Raw genomic sequence first — 17,400 nt, 5'->3', positions numbered from 1 at the left:
TCTCCTTCTCTATTGAAAGCATGGTCTAGGTAATTACACATGAGTACTGAAGTGGTCGCTTCATCTGCACATTCTGATGAAAAGCAACAATCTACGTCTGTTCAGACGCATACACCGGTGGCAAAAGTGAACTTACTTGGCATGTCACGTCCGCAAATGGAAAAATTCTTTGAGGACATGGGAGAGAAGAAGTTTCGTGCCGGTCAGGTCATGAAATGGATTCATCAATTTTTTGTGACTGATTTTGCCGAGATGACCAATATTTCTGGCAAATTACGTGAAAAACTAGAAAAAATCGCTGAAATTAAAGCGCCAGAAGTGGTGCATAAAAACTATTCGAAAGACGGCACGCGTAAGTGGGTGTTCCGTGTTGGGGATGGTGCAGGTTCATTGGTTGAAACTGTCCTGATTCCTGCTGAAGACAAAACTGGTTTACGTAAAACCTTATGTATTTCATCACAGGTTGGCTGTGCACTGGATTGTTCATTCTGCTCAACGGGTAAACAAGGTTTCCAACGTGACTTATCGCAAGCGGAAATCATTGGTCAGTTATGGATGGCCAACTACTCGTATATGGAAGATGTACCAGTGGCAGAGCGTGAGCGTTCTGTGACTAACGTGGTGATGATGGGTATGGGCGAACCCCTCCTTAACTACGACGCGGTACTGCACTCCATGCGTATTATGTTAGATGACTTTGCTTATGGCATGTCTAAACGCCGTGTCACCCTGTCAACTTCAGGTGTGGTGCCTAAAATTGATCAATTGGCGCAGGATATTGATGTGGCTTTAGCTATTTCATTACACGCCACCAATAATGAGCTGCGTGATGAGTTGGTGCCAATCAACAAGAAATATCCACTTGAGCAATTGATTGCTGCATGTCAGCGTTATATCGCCAAAGATGGCAACGAAAGTTCACGTAAACACGTCACTATTGAATATGTGATGCTGGATGGCGTGAATGACAAACCTGAACATGCGCAGCAAATGATTAAATTGCTAAAAGACTTACCAAGCAAAATCAATTTAATTCCGTTTAACCCATTCCCACACGCGCCATATGGTCGTTCAAGCCGTAACCGCATTATTTCTTTCCAAAAAACTTTGTCTGATGCTGGTTTTGTGTGTACGATTCGTCAGACTCGTGGTGATGATATTGATGCGGCATGTGGTCAATTGGTGGGACAAGTGGCTGACCGTACTCGCCGTGCGGAACAGTGGAAAAAGAAAGTTGCAGCGCAAAACGAAATTATGCGTTCGCAAGGATAACTGAATAAGGAGGAAGACTTTGGTGCAACAGGCAATAGTAAAACAGCTTGCTGTAGGGTTCTTTGTTGCGACGGCACTGTTAGTCAGTGGCTGTCAAACCACTTCCTCTTCCACCCCTTATAAAAAAGATCCGACCAAATCGTTGCAGGTCCGCACCCAATTGGCGGCTGAACATTTACGCAATGGTGATTTAGATGCCGCCAAACGCTCGCTTGATCAGGCCTTAGAGCATGACTGGCGTGACAGTAATGCCAATATGATGATGGGTATTTTACTGCAGCAAGAGGGCAGTAAAATCAATTTAGATAAGGCGGAAAGTTATTTTAAGCGTGCGATTAGTAGTGATCCAAATAACTCACAAGCACGCAATAATTATGGCACCTACTTATATCGTCTAGAACGTTATAATGATGCAATTGAACAGCTGACAATTGCAGGCGCTGCGCTCGGTTATGAGCAGCGCTACCTAGCACTGGAAAATTTAGGTCGAGTTTACTTAAAGCAAGGCGATGTGTTGAATGCTGAAAAAACATTCAAACAGGCCTTATCAGTAAATCGCGATTCAACAATTTCAATGTTAGAGTTAGCTGAAATTTTTTATTTACGCGAACAATATGCGGGCGCTACTCAGTTGTATGAACAATTTGTGCATCGAGTGGGTTCACATAATCAAAGTTCACGTGCGCTTTGGCTAGGAATACGTATTGCACGTGCCAATCAAGATCAGCTCGGGCAAAATGCCTTGGTCAATCAATTGCGTGCCTTATTCCCCAATAGTCAAGAATACCAACGTTATCTGCAATTACAGTACAGTACTGAGGCCGTATGGAAATAAATCCTAATTCATCGCAATCGACTGGTTCAAGCACAGCTCCAAACGCATTAGGAAATGTACAACGTCCAGGTGAGTACTTACGTCAAGTTCGTATGAATCAAAAACGTGATTTAGCTGATGTGGCTAAAGCGTTAAATATTCCTGAAAAAACTTTAACTGCACTTGAGCAGGATGATTATAAAGCGCTACCAGAAGCCACCTTTATTAAGGGCTACTACCGTAGCTATGCTAAATTTTTGCAGGTAGATGCCAGCAATATTATTCAGCGTTTTGACGAAATTTATGCCAATGACACGGGGCTTTTGCCGAATCATGCCCTAAACAATTCACCCATTAAAATTATGGGTAAATTGCCAGGTTCTAATCGTGACCGCAATAAAAAATGGTTAAAACGCGCGGCCATCACTATGGCGGTATTGTTGCTACTTTGGGCAGCAATTGCGGCACTTAAGAGCCGTTCGGATGAAGAAGCGCCTGTACCTGCTGAAGAGGCTGTGGAAGTGTTGTCAATGGATGGTTCAACTGTGGCCACCACAGGCGATCAGTTGGCTTTAAGTTTTAATCGTCCAACTTCAGTGCATATCGTAGATGCCACTGGCAAAGTGTTGCTAACAGGCCGTCAAGCGAGCAGCACTACAGTCAGCGGTGAAGCACCATTCCAAATTCGCCTTGATGATGCCACTGCGGTGTCATTAAACTTAAACAATGAAAATATTTCATTGAGCCCATACACTGTGAATGGCAAAGCCGAATTCCGTTTGTCACGCTAATGGCCTAAGAGTATTCTTATGATCGTAAATCCAATTCAACGCCGTCCAACACGCAAAATTCGTGTGGGTTCGGTGTATGTCGGTGGTGATGCGCCGATTAGTATTCAAAGTATGACCAATACAGAAACCTGTGATGTGGCAGCAACGGTAGCGCAAATTCAGCGCTGCGTGGATGCAGGTGCGGATATCATGCGCGTGTCTGTGCCGACTATGGAAGCAGCCGCCGCTTTTGGTGAAATCCGCAAGCAAGTCTCTGTACCGCTTGTGGCTGACATTCATTTTGACTACAAAATTGCTTTAGCAGTGGCTGACCTAGGCGCGGACTGTTTACGTATTAACCCAGGTAATATCGGCTCTGAAGCCAAAATTCGTGAAGTGGTAGCTGCGGCACGTCATAACGATATTTCAATGCGTATTGGTGTGAATGCGGGTTCACTCGAAAAAGACATTCAAAAAAAATACGGCGAACCCACAGGCCAAGCCTTGCTTGAATCTGCCATGCGCCATATTGATATTTTAGATCGTTTAGATTTCCAAGAATTTAAAATTTCGGTCAAAGCGTCCAATGTATTTTTAACCATGGACGCGTATCGTTTGTTATCACAACAAATTGATAATCCACTGCATTTAGGTGTAACCGAAGCGGGTATTTACCGTACTGGTTCAGTCAAATCTGCCATTGCTTTGGGCGGTTTGCTTATGGAAGGCATTGGTGACACCATGCGTATTTCTTTGGCGGCTGAACCTGAAGAAGAAGTGAAGATTGGTTTTGATATTTTAAAATCACTCGGTCTACGCTCAAACGGCATTAACTTTATTGCTTGTCCAAGCTGTTCACGTCAAGAATTTAACGTGATTAAAGTCATGCAACAGCTTGAAGAGCGCTTAGAGGATATCCGTACGCCAATGGATGTCTCTGTCATTGGCTGTAAAGTCAATGGTCCAGGCGAAGCCAAAGAAGCAGATATTGGTGTTGTGGGTGCTGCACCACGTTCATTGGTGTATAAAAATGGTGAAAAGAGCCATTTAATTGATACCAACACCTTAGTTGATGAAATCGAAAGCATGGTTCGTCAACGTGTTACTGAGCTTGAAGAAGCTAAATCTAAAGAAATTATTCGTACAAGTTTTCCTGAGTAGATCATGAGTTCAATCGTCGCAATTAAAGGTTTTAATGACTGTCTTCCAACGCAAACTCCAGCGTGGCGACGTCTAGAACAGCATCTATCTGGCTTGATGGATGCTTACGGCTACCAACAAATCCGTTTGCCGATCGTTGAACAAACCAATTTGTTTAAACGTTCCATTGGTGACGCAACCGATATCGTTGAAAAGGAAATGTATACCTTTTTAGATAAAGGTAATCCACCTGAGTCTTTGACCTTACGTCCTGAAGGCACTGCCGGCTGCGTACGTGCTATGCTTGAGCATAACTTACTGCGTGGTGCGACACCGCGTGTGTGGTATATCGGTCCAATGTTCCGTTATGAAAAGCCGCAAAAAGGCCGTTACCGTCAGTTCCATCAATTTGGTGTGGAAACCTTTGGTGTGGCAACGCCAGATATGGATGCTGAACTGATTTTAATGACGGCACGTCTGTGGAAGCGTATGGGCGTATCGGATAAAGTTCAATTAGAACTGAATACTTTAGGTGAGTCTGATGAACGTGCGAACTATCGTGCAGCATTGGTGGATTTCTTAGAAGCACACAAAACAGATTTAGATGAAGATTCTCAGCGCCGCTTGACCACCAATCCACTGCGTATTTTAGATTCTAAAGATGCCAAAACCCAAAGCATTTTAGAAAATGCACCAAAATTGCATGATTTTATGGGCGAAGAAACACTCGCACATTTCAATCAATTGCAGCAGTATTTAACAGATGCTGGGGTGAGCTTTGTCATTAACCAAAAATTGGTTCGAGGTTTAGACTACTACAACAAAAGTGTATTTGAATGGACCACCACACATTTAGGTTCACAAGGTACAGTCTGTGCCGGTGGTCGTTATGACGGCTTAGTCGGTCAGCTTAAAGGTAAAGCAGATCAATCTGTGCCTGCGGTAGGTTTTGCGATGGGTATGGAGCGTTTATTGCTTCTACTAGAGCAAGTTGGCGAAGCTGAGCCAGTACGTGATTGTGAAGTATTCTTGGTTTCAGAGCCTAGTGCACAAGGTAAAGCTTTAGTATTGGCTGAGCAGCTACGTGATCAATTAGAAGCTGCAGGCAGTGCTATTCGTCTTAAAGTGGGTTCGCAAGGTTCAATGAAATCACAGATGAAAAAAGCCGATCAATCAGGGGCGATCTATGCCTTGATTTGTGGTGAACGTGAATGGGAAAGCGGTCAAGTGTTGCTGAAAAAATTAGCCACTGCTGAGCAAAGTGACGTTGCTTTTACTCAGATCGTACCATTTATGCTTGAACAACTGTCTTCACAATAATATATAAGGAAAAGGGTAATCACATGAGCGCACTAAGTGATGATGAACAACTCAATAGCTTAAAAAATAATACCAAGAAATACGGTTCAGCCGTGGTTTCTGGGGTGTTGGTTGCGCTGATTGCCTATTTCGGTTGGACCTATTGGCAGAATAACCAACTGGCACAAGCACAGTTGGAAACTGCCAAAGTCCAGCAGTTAATGGATCAAGCGGCAACCATTGATGCAACTGATAGCACTGCATGGAATAACTTGACCAAAACTGCAGATGAAATTGTAAAAAAATATCCGGATTCGGCTCAGGCCATTCAAACTCAGTTTATGCTGGCAAAATTAGCTTATGATCAAGGCAATTATGCAGCCGCTGAAAAAGCCTTAAAGAAAGTTGAAAACGCAAAAGTCGATGACCAAGGCTTAACGCAATTGGTTAAATTACGTTTGGCATACAGTCAATTGGCACAAAATAAATATGATGATTCCTTAAAAAGCTTAAGCGCAGTCACAGAGCCTGCCTTTAAAGCTACAGTTGATGAGGCCATGGGTGATGTGTATATGGCCAAAAATGATATTGCCAATGCCAAAAAAGCCTATATGAGCGCATGGGATGCGTTGTTAGAACGTAAACAAGAACGCCAAATTTTACAAATTAAACTCGAAAGCGTCGGCGTTTTAGTAGATGATCCAGAAATCGAACGCCCAGTTTTAGAGACACAAATGGATGAGTCTTAATGAAAATGAATTATAAAATTCCTTTGGCTTTTACCGTTCTAAGCCTTGCACTTGTAGGCTGTTCGAGTAAAGCAGTCAAAGTAGAACAAATAAAACCCAATCCATTACCTAAGATTTCTGCATCGCAAAGTATTGCACCTGTGGCAAGCTATAGCGTGGCAGCAACTGATAAAGTTGACCCATTGCGTTTACAGCTCGGAGTGGCTGATGGACTGGTATTTGCTGCTGATCCTAAAGGCGAAATCAGTGCTTATCAAGGCAAGCAACGTGTGTGGCAAAGCAGTGTGTCAAAAGCCGGCATTAGTGCAGGTACCGCAGTAGGCGAAGGGATTGTGGTGGTGGCCAATAAAAAAGGCCAACTGTTTGCGCTAGATCAGGCTACAGGTGCTCAAAAATGGCAAAGCCAACTGACCAGTGCAGTGCTAGCTCCATCTTTAATTCAAGCCGGGCGAGTGATTACTCTTGCCAATGATGGCACGGTCTTTGCGCATGATGTGGTCACAGGTCAGCAAATTTGGACCTATAATTTACCTAAAGTTGACTTTAGCATGCGTGGCACAGCAGCACCTGTCGCTGTAGATCCGCGTACTGTATTGGTCGCTTGGGCCAATAGTTATGTTTATGTAATTGATACTGTAACAGGTATTCCACACATGCAGCGCCGTGTATCGGTCAATGATGGTCGTTCTGATATTCAGCGTCTTAATGATATTGATGGTGAACCTGTGGTTGCGGGTCGCTATTTAATTAGCACCAGTTACCAAGGTCAAGTGACCGCATTAGATTTGGCCTCACAGCGTGTGATTTGGAGCGAAGACGCATCCAGTCTACGTAGCCCTGTTATATTTGATAACAAAGTTTTTGTGACTCAAAGTACAGGTAAAATCACCGCGCATGACATTACGACAGGTCAGCAGCTTTGGCAGAATGAACAGTTACTTAACCGTCATTTAAGTAACCCTGCTGTACTGGGCAATCAGTTGGTTGTGGGTGATTTAGATGGTGTGTTGCATTTAATTGACCCAAACACAGGCAACTTGGTTGGGCGTGCTAAAACTTCAGGTGAAGTGCGTTCATTGCGCACAATTGACCAACAACTTTATGTTTCTAGTCAAAAGGGCACATATAGCATTTGGCAGAATCGTTAATTTTTTGCACGCTTGTGGTAAACTAAGCACAATCGTATTTTTTACACGGGGACATACATCGCAATGCCCCCGTGTTTTATTTAGTCTTTGACTCATTTTTCTTCCCATTGTTTCTGATGTTCAGGCCACTTGTACTGGCTGATCTTAACTATAAGGTTAATCTATGAAACCCGTAATTGCGCTCATTGGTCGTCCGAACGTCGGAAAATCAACGCTGTTCAACCAGATTACCAAGAGCCGTGACGCATTGGTGGCAGACTTCGCAGGTCTGACACGTGACCGTAAATATGGTGATGCAACTTACCAAAATAAATCTTTCATCGTGGTAGATACCGGCGGTATTGGTGAGAGTGAAGGCGGTATTGACTCATACATGGCAGAGCAATCTAAAACTGCCATTAACGAAGCAGACATCATTATCTTTGTGGTTGATGCGCGCGCAGGCTTACTTGCATCTGATGAGCAAATTGCCCGTGAATTACGTACTTTAGGTAAAAAAGTTTATCTTGTGGCCAACAAAGTCGATGGCGTACACGCTGAAGCGGCTTTGGTTGAATTCTATAAGTTGGGTATGGGCGAACCGATGCAAGTGGCAGCCAGCCACGGCCGCGGCGTACAGCAAATGCTTGAAGATGTGTTACAAGATGTACCTGAAGACGAAAATCCAGAAGATCACGATAAAGACACCGGTTTACGTTTAGCCATTATTGGTCGTCCAAATGTGGGTAAATCAACATTGGTGAACCGTCTACTGGGTGAAGAGCGTGTAGTGGCATTTGACCAACCGGGTACAACGCGTGACTCTGTCTATATTCCATTTGAACGTGATGGCCGTAAATATACTTTAATTGATACTGCGGGTGTACGTCGTAAAGGTAAAGTCGACGAAATGATCGAGAAGTTCTCGATTGTGAAAACTTTACAAGCAATTAAAGATGCCAATGTGATTGTGGTGGTGATTGATGCGCGTGACGGTATTGTAGAGCAGGATTTACACTTAATTGGTTATGCCCTAGAAGCAGGTCGTGCCATGGTGATTGCGATCAACAAATGGGACAACATGTCTGAATATGATCGTAAACAATGTAAATTGGACGTGGAGCGTCGCTTTGACTTTATTCCATGGGCCAAAGTGCATTTAATTTCTGCACTGCATGGTACAGGTGTAGGTGATCTTTATCCTTCAATTCACCGTGCTTATGATTCATCACGCTTAAAAGTTTCTCCTGCCAAAATTACACAAATTTTGCAAGATGCCACCGAAGCACACCAACCGGGTATGGTTCAAGGTCGTCGTATTAAAATGCGTTATGCGCATATTGGCGGTCAAAACCCACCAACGATTGTGATTCATGGTAACAAGGTAGATAAAACGCCTGCGGATTATCGTCGTTATTTAGAAAACGTGTTCCGTAAAGTGTATAAACTTGAAGGTACGCCAGTAAAAATTGAATTTAAAACCTCAGAAAACCCATTTGAAGGTCGTAAGTCACAAATGGACGAGCGTGCTGCTGCGCGTAAACGTCGTTATGTACAGAAATTTAAGAAAGCTGAGAAGAAATTTAAACGCTAAGTTTTTCTTTTGCTTGAGCTTAAGCCCAGTCTAGATGACTGGGTTTTTTCTTTACAATAAACACAAAATAGATGAGTACATTTTGATGCAACAACTGTTAGAGATTATGCGTGAATTACGCGAAAAATGCCCTTGGGATCGTGAGCAAACGCCACTTAGCCTGACCCGTTACGCCATTGAAGAAGCCTATGAGGTCGAAGATGCTGTGCGCAGTGGTCAGCTCGATGACATCCGCGATGAACTGGGCGATTTATTGTTACAAGTGGTGTTTCAAGCGCAAATGTATAGTGAACAAGGTGCCTTTGATTTTAATGATGTAGTCAATGCCATTAGCCAAAAGTTGATTCGTCGTCATCCGCATGTTTTTGAGGCAGAACAATTTGAGCAGCTGAGCCCTGCGCAAGTCTCTGAGTTATGGCAGCAAATTAAAGCCCAAGAAAAACAAGGCAAGCTGCACGCGCGTTTAGATGAAATTAAACCTGGCCCAAGTTTACAACAAGCTGAATATATTCAAAAAAATGCTGCAAAAATTGGTTTTGATTTTGCCAATGTGCAAGACGCTTATGACAAATTAGAGGAAGAACTCGGTGAGCTAAAGCAAGCCATGCTCAACCAAAATTCCGATGAAATTCAGGATGAGTTTGGCGATTGTTTATTCTCACTGGTCAATGTTGGGCGTAAACTAGGAGTATCAAGTGAAACTGCATTACTTGGCACTATCCATAAGTTCCGCACACGTTTTGCCTATATTGAACAACACGCTGAACTACAAGGCAAAAGCATAGACGACATGAGCTTAGAAGAAATGGATCAATTATGGGAGGCAGCCAAGCAGCAAAGGAGATAAATGATGCGAATCATTTGCATGCTGATGGTATTGTGTGTTGCTGCTGTAGCACACGCCAATCAAAAATTTGATCAAGACTATGCCAAATGGCAAGCGCAGCAACAGGCCATTGATGCACGTTTAAAAGCGCAAAAAGCTGGCCAAGATCCGAATTATTATTTATCAAAACCGAGTTTATCTCAATCGGGCGCCACTGGACCTAAGGTCAACATCAATAGTGCTTCCGTTACAGAGTTACAGCAACTCTCTGGCGTGGGTCAGAAAAAAGCCGAAGCGATTATTCAATATCGTGAGCAAAATGGGCGCTTTAAAAACGTCAATGATTTACAAAATGTCAAAGGCATTGGGCCAAAATTATTGGAGAAAAATCGTGCACGCTTGGCTTTATAACAGAATTTGCAAAAAAAATGCTGATCTAGGCCCGCTTCGATAATTTCTGTTCGATTATCAAATTGCCCTTTGATGGTGTAAGCGATATGATTAGCGACATCTTAATACATTACGTTCAGACGTAGGAGACAGCGTCTTTTGCAAACCTTGCGCGCGTCAAAATGCGGTTTATCTACCGCACAATTACCTTCTTATATTTTAGATGTCATCGATGCTTTAACTAAAGCGGGTTATGAGGCCTATATTGTGGGCGGTGGTGTTCGTGACTTAATGCTTGGTCTTAATCCAAAGGATTTTGACGCTGTCACTAATGCGACCCCAAGCCAAGTTAAAGAAGTATTCGGTCGTCGTTGCCGAATTATCGGTCGTCGTTTTGAGTTGGCTCATGTCTATTCTGGTCGTGAGCTAGTTGAGGTCGCGACTTTCCGTGCGCCACCTAAAAAAGCGGTCACCTCTGCTCAAGGCATGATTTTACGTGACAACAATTGGGGTACGATTGAGCAAGATTTTGCGCGCCGTGACTTTTCAATTAACGCGATGTACTACCAACCGCGTAAAGGCATTGTCTTAGACTTTTGTAATGCGGTCGACGATATTAAACATAAAACTTTACGTCTACTGGGCGATCCGCAAACGCGTTTTGAAGAAGATCCTGTGCGTATGCTGCGTACACTACGTTTTGCCGCCAAATTAAACTTTAATATTGCGCCTGAAATTTTGGATGTCTTTACACCAGAATTAACACAATTATTACGTGATGTGTCACCGCATCGTTTATACGATGAATCACAAAAATTATTTACTATGGGCCACTTAAATCGAGTGATGCCTATGCTGATCGAATTTGGTATTTGGCAACAATTATTTGCTGATATTAAACCGCGTATTAGCCCATTTATTGAACGTGCGGCAAAGAATACTGATCAACGGATTTCAATCGGTAAAACCATCAATCCTGCCTTTTTCTATGCTGTATTGCTGTGGGAGCAATTCCAAGAGCGCTGTGATTTTTATCAGCATAAAGGTGTTGTTGCCGCAGAAGCACGCGCGCAAGCAGGTCTAGACGTGCTCAAACGTCAAAGCACGCGTACGGTTATTCCGCGTTTTGCTGAAACCTTTATTCGTGAAGTATGGGAAATGCAAACCCGCTTACTCAATCCAAAGCCACAGCAAATTGAGGCCTTATCGGGGCATGCACGTTTCCGTGCTGGTTTTGACTTCCTATTGTTACGTGAAAAATCAGGTGATCATAGCACGCAAGGGATGGGCGAATGGTGGGATGCTTATCAAGTGATGAGCGGTGACCAAAAAGAACGTGCCATCAGTCAATATAACCGTCAGCGTGCCAAAAGCCGTCGTAGCAAGGGTCAAGAAGAGGTGGTGGCTAAAGTCCAACTACAAGAACTTGAGCCATTGGTACAAGAGCCTGAATCACGTAGCCGTCGTCAGCGTAAGGCCAAACAAGAAGTACAAGCCAAAGTGGAACGTTCTGTGGCGTCAGGTTCAACCGACGGTAGCATTGGTTCAGATCATCCAATTTTAAAGCGTAAACGCGTACAGCGTGATTTAAGCCAAGTGATTTTTGGACCAACGCAATGATTGTCACTTATATTGGCTTAGGCAGTAACCTAGGGGATTCACGCGAGATTTTAGCTGAAGCAGTAGCCAAGTTATCCAGCTTGGGTAATGTTAAAACCTCAAAGCTGTATCAAAGTCCACCGATGGGACCGCAAGATCAACCGGATTATTTGAATGCAGTGGTACAACTGACTACTGATCTTGCACCTTTAGATTTATTAGATCAATTACAACGCTTTGAACAAGAAGCGGGTCGAGTACGTTTACGCCATTGGGGTGAGCGGACTTTAGATCTGGACTTGTTACTTTATGGCGATGAGCAGATTCAACATGAACGTTTAACTGTGCCGCATGTGGGTGTACTTGAGCGTGAATTTGTTTTATTGCCGCTGTTAGATCTTGACCCATTTTTACAAGTTCACGGTCAAACACTACAACATTTAAGCCGAGTTCAACATGCCACCTTAACTGTGTGTGCAGAGCATAACTGGGCTCAACTTTAAGATTTTTTGAGGGAAGTCCTTTTTACTTCCATAGAGGAATAGCTACATGATCAGTCTAAGCGATTTGCGTAAGTTCAAAGCTGAAGCACGTAAATTTTCATGTCTTACTTGTTATGACGCCAGCATGGCCAAAGCCATGGAAATTGCCCAAATCGATAGTATTTTGATTGGTGATTCGTTGGGCATGTCGATTCAAGGGCGTGATTCGACTTTACCTGTGACCGTAGACGATATGGCCTATCATACAGCTGCGGTACGCCGCGGTAACAGTCATGCATTCATTATGACTGACTTGCCATTTATGAGCTATGCCACTTTAAATGATGCTTTGCAAAACTCACGTACCGTGATGCAAGCAGGCGCGCAAATGGTCAAAATGGAAGGCGGTGCTTGGCTTTCTGAAACCGTTGAAGTTTTAACCCGTAATGGTATTCCGGTATGTGTACATTTGGGTTTAACCCCACAATCAGTGCATGTGTTAGGTGGTTATAAGTTACAAGCGCGTACCCGTGAAGCTGCTGATCAACTGATTGCAGATTGTAAAGCGGTGGTTGAGGCAGGTGCTGCAGTTTTATTACTTGAATGTGTACCGGCACAGTTGGGGCAAGAAATTAGCCAATTATTCCCAAATACCCCTGTAATTGGAATTGGCGCGGGCAATGCCACAGACGGACAAGTTTTGGTTGTACAAGACATGCTTGGTTTAACATTTGGTCGCGTGGCAAAATTTGTACGTAACTTTATGAAAGAGCAAGCAGGGGAAACTGCCATTTTAGATGCTTTTAAAGCCTATCATGCTGCAGTATTAGACGGATCTTTCCCAGCGAAAGAACAAACCTTTCAGGTAGAACTGTAAACAATGAAAACAGAAACCACAATTCAGGGTTTAAGCGCATCATTAAGCCCAGCACGTGCAGCACGCAAAATCATTGGCTTTGTACCAACGATGGGTAACCTACATCAAGGTCACTTAAACCTCGTTCGTGAAGCGAAAAAATTATGTGACGTGGTGGTCGTAAGTATCTTTGTGAATCCTATTCAATTTGGACCTAATGAAGATTTTGACAGCTATCCGCGTACGCTCGAGCAAGATCAGCGTTTATTGGCTGAAGTGGGCTGTGACATTGTCTTTGCGCCAACTGTTGAACAAATGTATGGTACTCAGCCGCGTTTGACCAATATTTCAGTCGCTGGCATTACAGAAGATCTATGCGGTTTACAACGTCCAGGGCATTTTGATGGCGTGGCGGTTGTGGTGACCAAATTGTTTAATATGGTACAGCCAAAATATGCATTCTTTGGTGAAAAAGATTACCAACAGTTGGCAGTGATTCGTCAGTTTGTGCGTGATTTAAATATTCCGCTTGAAGTCATTGGGGTGCCGATTGCTCGTGCAGAAGATGGTTTAGCCTTAAGTTCGCGTAATGGGTATTTAAGTCCAGAACACCGCGCGATTGCCCCAACCATCTATCAGAGCTTAAAAGCAGCCCAAAGTCAGCTCCATGAAGGTGTGGCTTTGGCTCAAGTGTTAGAGGTTCTAGCTCAAACTTTAACTGATGCCGGTTTTATTGTGGATTATGTTGAAGCACGTACGCCTGAACTTCACAAAATCGAACAATTTGAACAAGATATTGTATTGTTTGTTGCGGCAAAATTAGGTGAAACTCGTTTAATCGATAATTTACAGGTTAAACATAGCGCTTAATTTTAAAGGGAACATTGCCATGAAACGGATTTTAATCGTTACAGGACAATCAGGCTCAGGTAAATCATCTGCCTTACAGGTATTGGAGGATTTGGGCTATTACTGTATTGATAATTTGCCTTTGGCACTGTTACCTGAAATTGTCGCAAAACTCGATTATGAAAATAATCTTGAACTGTTAGCATTGGGTGTGGATGTACGTAGCACCCGTGCTGACTTGCAAGAATTTGATGATGTGTTCGCTTTGTTGCAACAACATGGTGAAGTGGAAGTCATCTTTTTAAGCACGCAAGACAAAGAACTGTTTGCCCGTTTTAGTGCTTCACGGCGTCCGCACCCTTTATCCAACCGCTTCCAAAGTTTAAGTCTTTGTATTCAAGAGGAAAAAAATCTTCTTCTTCCTATCCAAATGCGCGCCACGGTGAGCATTGATACCACAGATAAAAGCGTCCATGATTTAAAGCATGTATTGTTGTCTAAACTTGGACAAAACGAACGCTTGGTTTTAATTTTACAATCCTTTGGCTATAAACATGGTATTCCATTGGATGCCGACTATGTTTTTGACGTACGCCATTTACCCAATCCGCATTGGGATTTAGAATTACGTCAATACTCAGGACTTGATCAACCGGTACAAGATTTTTTAGTACAAAGTGATCAAGTACATGAGATGTTTAATGATATTTATCAGTTTTTAGAAAAGTGGTTGCCCACCTTTGCAGAAGGGCATCGCCATTATATGACCGTATCCATTGGTTGTACCGGTGGTCAACACCGTTCTGTATATATAGTAGATAGACTAAGGCAAGCCCTTGAGGCAAAATGGTCTATTCAAGTCCTCCACCGAGAAATGAAGCACTGGTCATGATCGACACAACTGTTGACGTAATTAATAAACTAGGTTTACATGCGCGTGCATCTGGTAAGCTGATTGAAGTCACCACCAAATTTCGTTCGTCGATTCAAATTGGCAAAGGTGATAAATTAGTAGATGCAAAAAATATTATGTCTTTGCTGATGCTTGGTGCGGGCAAGGGCACAACTTTACGCTTAGTGATTGAAGGTGCAGATGAAGAAAAAGCTTTATCTGAAATTCAAGCACTGTTTGCAGCAAAATTTTACGAGGCAGATTAATCGTGGCACGTCGACCATCCCGTTTTACCGAAGACGACTTTGAGTCTTTGGAAGGACGTGCAAGTAAAACCGAACAGAAAAAAGCCGTACAACGTATGGCCGCTTTAGGTGAGCAGCTTGCACAGCTTAATGTTAAGCAGATCAATAACCTCCCAGTTGAAGAACGCTTAATTGACGCACTGCTAGACGTACGTGCGATTACTTCAGGCGAGGCACGTCGTCGTCAGTTTTTACGTATTGGTAAATTGTTGCGTAATGAAGATGAAAGCATGATTTTGTCTTATTTAACCCCGCAACAAGGTGCTAAGAAAACTGCGCAATTACAGCGCTGGGTTGATCGTATGATTAACCAAGGCGAACCGGTGATTAAAGAGTTTATGAAAGCCCATAATGCGGCGGAGCATCATCCAATCCGTCAGCATATTTTGCGTATTCATCGTGATATGGCAAAACAAGTCTCTGCAGAAGAACTTGCGGCTTCAAAGTTAAAATTATTTAACTATATTCAGCAAGTGGCGCTGATTTCAGATAATTAAAAAAAGCGGCTTTGGCCGCTTTTTTATCGTATACCGCCATATTCAATGCCTGTTAACGCACTGATCTCGTGTTTAAATGTACTTAAATCTGCCAAGCTAAATTGATTTAAATGATGATGACCACAAGCACGTGCCATCACTTGCATCAGTTCTACTGAGGCATGTAAAAAATTGGCCAACTGTTGTGCTGACTTTTCAATTTCAAGGCGTTGACGTAAATGCTCTTGCTGTGTCGCAATACCTACAGGACAGTCATTGCTTTGACAAGCGCGCATGCCTAAGCAGCCAATCGCTTGCATAGCAGAGTTGGCAATGGCAATCGCATCTGCACCCAGTGCTAAAGCCTTAATAAAGTCGGCAGGGACACGTAAACCACCTGTAATGACTAAACTGACATCACGACGACCTAAACGGTCTAAATGGCGCCGTGCACGTGCCAGCGCTGGAATGGTTGGGACTGAAATATTATCACGGAACAAGGTTGGAGCTGCGCCTGTACCACCGCCACGACCATCTAAAATAATATAGTCCACGCCAATGGCAAGCGCGGCATCAATATCTTTTTCGATATGCTGAGCGGAGAGTTTAAAGCCAATCGGAATGCCACCCGTTTCTTCACGTATATAAGCTGCAAACTCTTTATACTGCGACAGTTCACTCCAATCTGGGAAGGTTGCAGGGGAAATCGCAGCTTGACCTGCTGTTAAGCCACGCACTTCGGCAATTTTACCGACCACTTTATGCCCCGGTAAGTGCCCACCTGTGCCGGTTTTGGCGGCTTGACCACCTTTGAAATGGAAGGCTTGGCATTTTTTCACTTTCTCGATGTCATAACCAAAGCGACCTGAAGCCAATTCATAGAAGTAGCGTGAGTTAGCGGCTTGTTCATCTTCTAACATGCCACCTTCACCTGAGCAGATGCCTGTACCTGCTATCTCAGCACCGATGGCCAAAGCCGTTTTGGCCTCTTGTGATAAAGCGCCAAAGCTCATATCTGAAACAAATAAAGGAATATCAAGAAGCACAGGTTTTTTGGCATTGGGGCCAATCACCACTTGAGTTTTAACAGGAGCATCATCCAACAAGGGTACTTTCCAAAGCTGGGCTGTGACCAGTTGAATATCTTCCCATTTTGGCAGCTTGTCAAAAGCCACGCCCATGGCAGCAGTTGGTCCATGATGACCGTAATTTTTTAAGCCATGACGGGCCAAATCTAAAATAAAACGGTTATGCGGTTCTTCAGGTGCTGCTTGTGAGTCAGCATATAAACCTTGGTAACGTTCACGGTTAAACTGCTGTGGATTACGCTGTTCCCATGCAGCAATTTCTTCAACATCGACCATGACCTGATCGTTTTCAATCCATGCCTTAAATTTTTGTAAGTTTTTATTTAAATAACGTGGGTTAATGCCAGTTTTATACACGTAGTGCGAGCCATGTAGGCCACAGACAATCTTATTGCCTTGAATATGCGCATCAGACATTAAAGCACCACGATGCTGACAACGACCATACATCACAATGACCTGTTCAGGATCATCATCGGGTAAACGTAGTACCACCAAATCCACATTGGCAGCCAAAGCATAGGTGGGTGTTAAAACAGCAAGGGAAGACCAACAAAGTAAGGATTGTTTTTGCATAATGACCTGCCTAAATTAAATTAAATGGGATGGGGTCTTTTTGTTTTGATATGTGAAAAAATAAACCCGAATAAAAAGGTTCTTGACCAACATAATCAGTTTTGTAAGCAAAAACAGCCGGCAGATGTAATTAAATATGTAAGGCAGAATCAGCAATTGGCGCGCATTGATACTGATTTAACGGTTTATTAAAAGTGCGAAGCCGTGTAAAATTTTACACGATTTTTATTTATCCACCGTTTTTATCTTTTGAGGGTTTCCCTCGATCATAATCTCGCGGTGATATGCTCTATTGT

At 43.2% G+C, this 17,400-nt stretch carries 18 protein-coding genes; 17 read left to right on the top strand and 1 reads right to left on the bottom strand.

Annotated features, from left to right (window positions below; genetic code table 11):
• Nucleotides 1-39: 39 nt before the first annotated feature.
• From rlmN to yjgA, 17 genes are all read left to right on the top strand, one after another.
• The gene (gene rlmN / locus AC5YCI_RS11485; RefSeq protein ID WP_496130044.1) at nucleotides 40-1,272 is read left to right on the top strand and encodes a dual-specificity RNA methyltransferase RlmN; all 1,233 of its coding nucleotides are present in this window, start codon (nucleotides 40-42) and stop codon (nucleotides 1,270-1,272) included.
• Nucleotides 1,273-1,291: 19 nt separating this feature from the next.
• Nucleotides 1,292-2,107, top strand: coding sequence for a type IV pilus biogenesis/stability protein PilW (gene pilW / locus AC5YCI_RS11480; protein WP_496130043.1), 816 nt, complete (start codon nucleotides 1,292-1,294; stop codon nucleotides 2,105-2,107).
• Nucleotides 2,098-2,877, top strand: a complete 780-nt coding sequence (locus AC5YCI_RS11475) for a helix-turn-helix domain-containing protein (RefSeq protein WP_496130042.1) — start codon at nucleotides 2,098-2,100, stop codon at nucleotides 2,875-2,877. Before pilW ends, AC5YCI_RS11475 begins: the two co-directional genes overlap by 10 nt.
• An 18-nt stretch (nucleotides 2,878-2,895) precedes the next feature.
• On the top strand, nucleotides 2,896-4,017 hold the full coding sequence (ispG, locus tag AC5YCI_RS11470; protein WP_496130041.1) for a flavodoxin-dependent (E)-4-hydroxy-3-methylbut-2-enyl-diphosphate synthase: 1,122 nt from the start codon (nucleotides 2,896-2,898) through the stop codon (nucleotides 4,015-4,017).
• Between the two features lie 3 nt (nucleotides 4,018-4,020).
• On the top strand, nucleotides 4,021-5,316 hold the full coding sequence (hisS, locus tag AC5YCI_RS11465; protein ID WP_496130040.1) for a histidine--tRNA ligase: 1,296 nt from the start codon (nucleotides 4,021-4,023) through the stop codon (nucleotides 5,314-5,316).
• Nucleotides 5,317-5,339: 23 nt separating this feature from the next.
• Nucleotides 5,340-6,044 carry a YfgM family protein gene (locus AC5YCI_RS11460; RefSeq protein ID WP_496130039.1) on the top strand — a complete coding sequence of 235 codons (705 nt, stop codon included), beginning with the start codon at nucleotides 5,340-5,342 and terminating at the stop codon, nucleotides 6,042-6,044.
• Nucleotides 6,044-7,192, top strand: a complete 1,149-nt coding sequence (gene bamB, locus AC5YCI_RS11455) for an outer membrane protein assembly factor BamB (protein ID WP_496130038.1) — start codon at nucleotides 6,044-6,046, stop codon at nucleotides 7,190-7,192. The genes AC5YCI_RS11460 and bamB overlap by 1 nt, the downstream gene beginning before the upstream one ends.
• Nucleotides 7,193-7,355: 163 nt before the next feature.
• Entirely contained in the window at nucleotides 7,356-8,765 is a 1,410-nt protein-coding gene (der, locus tag AC5YCI_RS11450) for a ribosome biogenesis GTPase Der (protein WP_496130037.1), read from the top strand.
• An 85-nt stretch (nucleotides 8,766-8,850) separates the two neighbouring features.
• Entirely contained in the window at nucleotides 8,851-9,612 is a 762-nt protein-coding gene (gene mazG / locus AC5YCI_RS11445; RefSeq protein ID WP_496130036.1) for a nucleoside triphosphate pyrophosphohydrolase, read from the top strand.
• A gap of 3 nt (nucleotides 9,613-9,615) precedes the next feature.
• Nucleotides 9,616-10,002 (top strand): ComEA family DNA-binding protein, encoded by a 387-nt coding sequence (locus tag AC5YCI_RS11440; RefSeq protein ID WP_496130035.1) that lies wholly within the window; start codon nucleotides 9,616-9,618, stop codon nucleotides 10,000-10,002.
• 138 nt (nucleotides 10,003-10,140) lie between these two features.
• Entirely contained in the window at nucleotides 10,141-11,601 is a 1,461-nt protein-coding gene (pcnB, locus tag AC5YCI_RS11435; RefSeq protein WP_496130034.1) for a polynucleotide adenylyltransferase PcnB, read from the top strand.
• Nucleotides 11,598-12,083 (top strand): 2-amino-4-hydroxy-6-hydroxymethyldihydropteridine diphosphokinase, encoded by a 486-nt coding sequence (gene folK, locus AC5YCI_RS11430; protein ID WP_496130033.1) that lies wholly within the window; start codon nucleotides 11,598-11,600, stop codon nucleotides 12,081-12,083. The genes pcnB and folK overlap by 4 nt, the downstream gene beginning before the upstream one ends.
• A gap of 46 nt (nucleotides 12,084-12,129) precedes the next feature.
• Nucleotides 12,130-12,939, top strand: coding sequence for a 3-methyl-2-oxobutanoate hydroxymethyltransferase (gene panB / locus AC5YCI_RS11425; protein ID WP_496130032.1), 810 nt, complete (start codon nucleotides 12,130-12,132; stop codon nucleotides 12,937-12,939).
• A 3-nt stretch (nucleotides 12,940-12,942) separates the two neighbouring features.
• Nucleotides 12,943-13,788 (top strand): pantoate--beta-alanine ligase, encoded by an 846-nt coding sequence (gene panC / locus AC5YCI_RS11420; RefSeq protein ID WP_496130031.1) that lies wholly within the window; start codon nucleotides 12,943-12,945, stop codon nucleotides 13,786-13,788.
• Between the two features lie 19 nt (nucleotides 13,789-13,807).
• Complete coding sequence (gene rapZ, locus AC5YCI_RS11415) at nucleotides 13,808-14,659, top strand: RNase adapter RapZ (RefSeq protein WP_496130030.1); 852 nt, start codon at nucleotides 13,808-13,810, stop codon at nucleotides 14,657-14,659.
• Nucleotides 14,656-14,925 (top strand): HPr family phosphocarrier protein, encoded by a 270-nt coding sequence (locus AC5YCI_RS11410; protein WP_154772117.1) that lies wholly within the window; start codon nucleotides 14,656-14,658, stop codon nucleotides 14,923-14,925. The genes rapZ and AC5YCI_RS11410 overlap by 4 nt, the downstream gene beginning before the upstream one ends.
• A gap of 2 nt (nucleotides 14,926-14,927) precedes the next feature.
• Nucleotides 14,928-15,461, top strand: coding sequence for a ribosome biogenesis factor YjgA (gene yjgA / locus AC5YCI_RS11405; RefSeq protein WP_496130029.1), 534 nt, complete (start codon nucleotides 14,928-14,930; stop codon nucleotides 15,459-15,461).
• Between the two features lie 23 nt (nucleotides 15,462-15,484).
• Here yjgA and AC5YCI_RS11400 read toward each other — a convergent pair whose 3' ends face one another.
• Nucleotides 15,485-17,104 carry a glutamate synthase-related protein gene (locus AC5YCI_RS11400; RefSeq protein WP_496130028.1) on the bottom strand — a complete coding sequence of 540 codons (1,620 nt, stop codon included), beginning with the start codon at nucleotides 17,102-17,104 and terminating at the stop codon, nucleotides 15,485-15,487.
• Nucleotides 17,105-17,400: the final 296 nt, after the last annotated feature.

It is taken from the genome of Acinetobacter sp. CY17, from assembly GCF_059515825.1.
This window is presented reverse-complemented; position numbering and strand designations above follow the sequence as displayed.

What these genes read in the sequence shown, in the direction of transcription:
- rapZ (WP_496130030.1), top strand. Translation starts at nt 13,808, where the DNA reads ATGAAACGGATTTTAATCGTTACAGGACAATCAGGCTCAGGTAAATCA.
- AC5YCI_RS11460 (WP_496130039.1), top strand. Translation starts at nt 5,340, where the DNA reads ATGAGCGCACTAAGTGATGATGAACAACTCAATAGCTTAAAAAATAAT.
- hisS (WP_496130040.1), top strand. Translation starts at nt 4,021, where the DNA reads ATGAGTTCAATCGTCGCAATTAAAGGTTTTAATGACTGTCTTCCAACG.
- ispG (WP_496130041.1), top strand. Translation starts at nt 2,896, where the DNA reads ATGATCGTAAATCCAATTCAACGCCGTCCAACACGCAAAATTCGTGTG.
- rlmN (WP_496130044.1), top strand. Translation starts at nt 40, where the DNA reads ATGAGTACTGAAGTGGTCGCTTCATCTGCACATTCTGATGAAAAGCAA.
- der (WP_496130037.1), top strand. Translation starts at nt 7,356, where the DNA reads ATGAAACCCGTAATTGCGCTCATTGGTCGTCCGAACGTCGGAAAATCA.
- panB (WP_496130032.1), top strand. Translation starts at nt 12,130, where the DNA reads ATGATCAGTCTAAGCGATTTGCGTAAGTTCAAAGCTGAAGCACGTAAA.
- folK (WP_496130033.1), top strand. Translation starts at nt 11,598, where the DNA reads ATGATTGTCACTTATATTGGCTTAGGCAGTAACCTAGGGGATTCACGC.
- AC5YCI_RS11475 (WP_496130042.1), top strand. Translation starts at nt 2,098, where the DNA reads ATGGAAATAAATCCTAATTCATCGCAATCGACTGGTTCAAGCACAGCT.
- mazG (WP_496130036.1), top strand. Translation starts at nt 8,851, where the DNA reads ATGCAACAACTGTTAGAGATTATGCGTGAATTACGCGAAAAATGCCCT.
- AC5YCI_RS11410 (WP_154772117.1), top strand. Translation starts at nt 14,656, where the DNA reads ATGATCGACACAACTGTTGACGTAATTAATAAACTAGGTTTACATGCG.
- panC (WP_496130031.1), top strand. Translation starts at nt 12,943, where the DNA reads ATGAAAACAGAAACCACAATTCAGGGTTTAAGCGCATCATTAAGCCCA.
- bamB (WP_496130038.1), top strand. Translation starts at nt 6,044, where the DNA reads ATGAAAATGAATTATAAAATTCCTTTGGCTTTTACCGTTCTAAGCCTT.
- AC5YCI_RS11400 (WP_496130028.1), bottom strand. Translation starts at nt 17,104, where the DNA reads ATGCAAAAACAATCCTTACTTTGTTGGTCTTCCCTTGCTGTTTTAACA.
- AC5YCI_RS11440 (WP_496130035.1), top strand. Translation starts at nt 9,616, where the DNA reads ATGCGAATCATTTGCATGCTGATGGTATTGTGTGTTGCTGCTGTAGCA.